At 32.7% G+C, this 4,657-nt stretch carries 4 protein-coding genes; 3 read left to right on the top strand and 1 reads right to left on the bottom strand.

The window, feature by feature from the left end; all coding sequences use genetic code 11:
* The 3 genes from LGK95_RS21805 to LGK95_RS21795 form a co-directional block, all read left to right on the top strand.
* Positions 1–907 (top strand): 4-hydroxyphenylacetate 3-hydroxylase C-terminal domain-containing protein (locus LGK95_RS21805; RefSeq protein WP_319001952.1); only part of this gene is annotated, 907 nt, incomplete at its 5' end.
* 172 nt (positions 908–1,079) lie between these two features.
* Complete coding sequence (locus tag LGK95_RS21800; protein ID WP_226127004.1) at positions 1,080–2,459, top strand: hypothetical protein; 1,380 nt, start codon at positions 1,080–1,082, stop codon at positions 2,457–2,459.
* 742 nt (positions 2,460–3,201) lie between these two features.
* Complete coding sequence (locus LGK95_RS21795; RefSeq protein ID WP_226127003.1) at positions 3,202–4,503, top strand: acetyl-CoA hydrolase/transferase family protein; 1,302 nt, start codon at positions 3,202–3,204, stop codon at positions 4,501–4,503.
* An 82-nt stretch (positions 4,504–4,585) separates the two neighbouring features.
* On the opposite strand, the gene LGK95_RS22955 is transcribed toward LGK95_RS21795, so the two are convergent.
* Positions 4,586–4,657 (bottom strand): IS3 family transposase (locus LGK95_RS22955; protein WP_404814486.1); only part of this gene is annotated, 72 nt, incomplete at its 5' end.

The raw sequence follows: 4,657 nt of genomic DNA, 5'->3' as shown, positions 1-4,657 counted from the left end.
AAGAGGGGCAAAGGCTCATCAAACTGGTATATGTAATTCTCATGAGGTTTTAGTTATGCCAACTATGGCTATGAAACCAAATGAAAAAGATTACGCAGTATCATTCTCAGTGCCAACAAATACAAAAGGTATAATTATGATTCTTGGACGTCAATCTTGTGATACAAGAAAAAGCGAAGAAGGAGCAGATATAGATGTTGGTAATTATAACTATGGTGGAGTAGAAGCATTAACTATATTTGACGATGTATTTGTACCAAATGATAGGATATTCCTAAATGGAGAAACTGAATTTGCAGGAATGCTTGTTGAAAGATTTGCAGGATATCATAGACAAAGTTATGGTGGATGTAAAGTTGGTGTAGGCGACGTACTTATTGGAGCTACAGCACTTGCTGCAGAATATAATGGAACTAGTAAAGTATCACACATTAAAGATAAATTAATAGAGATGACTCACTTAAATGAAACACTATTCGCTTGTGGAATAGCATGTTCTGCAGAAGGTCATAAAACTGAGGCGGGTAACTATATAATAGATTTATTACTTGCTAATGTCTGTAAGCAAAATGTTACAAGATTCCCATATGAGATAGTAAGACTTGCAGAAGATATAGCTGGTGGCTTAATGGTTACTATGCCTGCAGATAAAGATTTTAAAGATCCAATAACTGGACCTTATCTTGAAAAATACTTAAAAGGTGTAGCATCTGTAACAACAGAAAATAGAATGAGAATATTAAGATTAATAGAAAATTTATCACTTGGAACAGCTGCAGTTGGTTATAGAACAGAATCAATGCATGGTGCAGGTTCTCCTCAAGCACAAAGAATAATGATAGCAAGACAAAGCAATATGCCACATAAAAAAGCACTAGCAAAAGTGATAGCAAGAATTAAAGAATAAATTATAATATGAATGCATCTTTTATTATATAAAATTCTTAGATATATGAGGGGGCTCACTAGCCCCCTCATGTTTAGGAATAAAATGTTGTTATGTAGCAATAATTTATACGTTATTTATTTTAGGAAAATTAATATGAAAGCTAAAAGTACATTTAAGAAGGGAGAATGTTATGCGTTTAAAAAGAGAAGACGGTAAAGAACAACCATATATACCAGCAGGCCCTTTTAAAATAAGAGTACCTGGAATTCATTATAGATTTGAGGTTTCAGATTATATTCAAGGGTTATTGATGTGTGCGGTTTGCCTTGGAGCTATTCCAATTCTTCAGGAATTTTTAGGAATGCCGTTTGAAGTAGCGATGGCAATTGTTTTGTTAAATGGCATATTATATTGTGCCCATGTATTTTTAGGTGATCCAGTTGTGCCTGGGTGGATTACACCAGCCATTCCACTTCTTATTCTTTATGTAAGTGATTTTGCAATGGGACCACAAAGAATGCAAGCGTTAATAGCATTTGAAATGAGTCTTGGGGCCTTAGCATTATTTTTAGGCATTACAGGTCTTGGTAAGAAGATAGTTCACATTGTTCCTAATGCTATGCAGTCCGGCATTATTATTGGAGCTGGTATTGCTGCTATAGATATTATATTTGTGAAAGGTGCTCGTTTTGACCAATTTCCTATTTCTATTGTTGTTTGTGTAGGATTAGGTTTCTATCTTTTATTTTCAAATCATTTTAAAAGTATTTGCAATAGAAATAGAACTCTAAAAACTATATCTAATTTAGGTATATTACCAGTTATTGCTCTTGCGATAATATTTGCGCCTTTAGTTGGTGAAACAGCTTGGCCTAAAGTAGAATGGGGGATAACAAAACCAGCGTTTGGAGTCTTATGGACACAATGGACAGTTTTTTCAAAGAATATAGGATTTCCTCCAATTAGCATGTTTATAAAGGCTATACCAATGGTTATTTCTGCATATATCGTTTTATTTGGTGATATGATACAATCTCAAGCATTAATAGAAGACTGTAAGAAGGATCGCCCAGATGAACTTGTAGATTACAATCCGAATAGATCTCACATAATTTTTGGTCTTCGTAACATGTTAATGTCTATAATAGGACCAGATATTACAATGGCCGGTCCACTATGGGCAGCAATGCAAGTTGTTATTTGTGAAAGATATAAGCATGGCAAGGAATCTATGGAGTCGATGTTTGGTGGAGCAGGTTCTTTCAGGTTTGGTACCCTTACTGGATACTTACTCTTACCAATAGTTTCTTTATGCAAACCTATTTTAGGAATTGCACTTGCATCTACAATGCTAATTCAAGGATATGTTTCTATAAGAGTTGGAGTTTTGAAGGCGCGTACAGCTAATGATCTAGGTATTGCAGGTATTATGGCTGCAGTAGTTGCAACAAGAGGGGCAGCATGGGGACTCGCAACAGGTATTGTACTTTGTTTAATTATCCAATTGGGAAATAAACCCAAATTAGATGTTATGATTTTTGAAAATGAAAACAAAAATATTGAGGCTTAAGTGAAAGAAATTTTAATATAAAATAAATAGGAAGGATAATTATTTTTTTAGTTATATCCTTCTTATTTATTTTATTGATTTTTAAATAAAATTTTAGAATTTCATATAGATGTACAAGTTAAGTTAATTAGTGTATACTGATAGAAAGAAGTGGAAAGAGTTCTATCAGTATATAGTTAATTTATATCATAGACTGAATTCCAGTCGCTTTGTATCACCATTAAGAGAAAGGAGAGAAGAAATTGCAACTTTAGTTCAAATTCTTTTATCCGAATTAATATTCTGCAAAACCTATATATCGTGCAAAATTATAAGATTTTTGTAAACTTTTTTTCTAATATTAGTTAAAATAATCACAATAATTTATATATTTTTGTAGATTTTTTTATTATTACTTGTGAAAAAAATCACAATAATTTATTGAAATATATTTATATAACATTATTTTTAGGAATATTACATGTTTACAATTTTAGCACAAAGGCTTAGACATAAGTTTTTTTGGACAAAATACCATTTTAAATTCTAAAAATGCGTTGGAATAGATGCCTTTAACTATGAATAATATTTTAGAGTAGTTGAAAGAAGACTTAATGGTATTGTGGTTACAGGGGTAAGGACTCATCAAACTATCTTTAATAAAGTAGTAGCATCATATTAAATAATCTTCTTATAGAAATTACTTATAATATTATCAAATATTATGTATAAAATAAAAAATTTAATTGGGAGAGTGATAGTAATGAACTTACAAGAAATTTATGAATCAAAGGTTGTTACGGCAGAGCAAGCGGTAAGAAAAATAAAGTCTGGAAACAGGGTAGTTACAGGACATGCTTGTGGGGAGCCAACAGACGTTTTAGCTGCAATGGTAGCAAATTGCGAAGCTTATGAAAATGTTGAAATTGTACACATGGTTCCTATGGGAAAAGCTGAATATCTTAAAAAAGGAATGGAGACGCATTTCACACACAACGCTGTATTTGTGGGTGGGTGTTCTAGAGAAGCAGTTGCAGAAGGAAGAGCAGATTTTACACCTTGTTATTTTTCTAAGGTTCCTGAATTGTTCCAAAAAGGCTATCTACCGGTTGATGTAGCAATTATTCAATTAAGCCCACCTGATAAAAACGGAAATTGTAGTTTTGGAGTATCTAACGACTATACTAAACCTGCTGCAAAATGTGCAAAAATAGTAATAGCAGAAGTGAATGATAAAATGCCAAAAACTATGGGGGACTCGTTTATAAATGTATCTGAAATCGATTATATCGTAGAAGCTAGCCATGCAATAATAGAGCTTCAGCCCCCTAAAATAGGAGAAATTGAGAGAGCTATTGGAGGGCATTGTGCATCCTTAGTTGAGGATGGGTCTACACTCCAACTTGGAATAGGTGCCATTCCAGATGCAGTTTTACTATTCTTAAAAAACAAGAAGGATCTCGGAATCCATTCTGAGATGATTTCTGATGGAGTTGTCGAACTAGTTGAGGCAGGTGTAATTACCGGCAAGTCTAAGGTGCTTCATAATGGAAAGATTGTTGTTACATTTTTAATGGGAACTAAAAGGCTTTATGACTTTGTTGATAATAATCCAATGGTTGAAATGTATTCTGTAGATTATGTAAATGATCCTGTAGTAGTTGCACAAAATAATAAAATGGTTTGTATAAATTCTGCTATTCAAGTGGACTTTATGGGTCAAGTAAATGCAGAATCTATAGGGTTAACTCAGTTTAGTGGTGTTGGTGGTCAGGTGGATTTTGTACGAGGTGCAAATATGAGTAAAGATGGTATATCTATTATGGCAATGTCTTCTACCGCAGCCAAAGGTAAAATTTCAAAAATTGTACCAATATTAGATGAAGGTGCTGCAGTTACAACAGGTAGAAATGATGTAAATTATGTAGTTACAGAGTATGGAATAGCACAGCTTAAGGGCAAAAGTTTAAGGCAACGAGCTAGAGCATTAATAAATATTGCTCATCCATATTTTAGGAATGAACTAATTTTAGAATTTGAAAAAAGATTTAACTGTGAGTTTTAGTAAGATAATAAATTAACAATAAACAATTAAAAACCATATCTAATTATAAAATGGATCCTATGTCAAGGATATTAAAAAAAGACTATGCAACTAAAAGTTGATTCCTGTATTGTACAGGAGTCAATTTTTTTAATCCCCATTGATATCTATAGTT

This window comes from Clostridium algoriphilum (genome assembly GCF_020443705.1).
In the GTDB taxonomy this organism is placed as follows: Bacteria; Bacillota; Clostridia; order Clostridiales; family Clostridiaceae; genus Clostridium_AD; species Clostridium_AD algoriphilum.
Note: the sequence above shows the minus strand (reverse complement) of the source record. Positions and strands in the feature narration are given on the sequence as shown.

Bases quoted from the DNA above. Each gene is read 5' to 3' on its own strand.
- LGK95_RS21795 (WP_226127003.1), top strand. From the start codon at position 3,202: ATGAACTTACAAGAAATTTATGAATCAAAGGTTGTTACGGCAGAGCAA.
- LGK95_RS21800 (WP_226127004.1), top strand. From the start codon at position 1,080: ATGCGTTTAAAAAGAGAAGACGGTAAAGAACAACCATATATACCAGCA.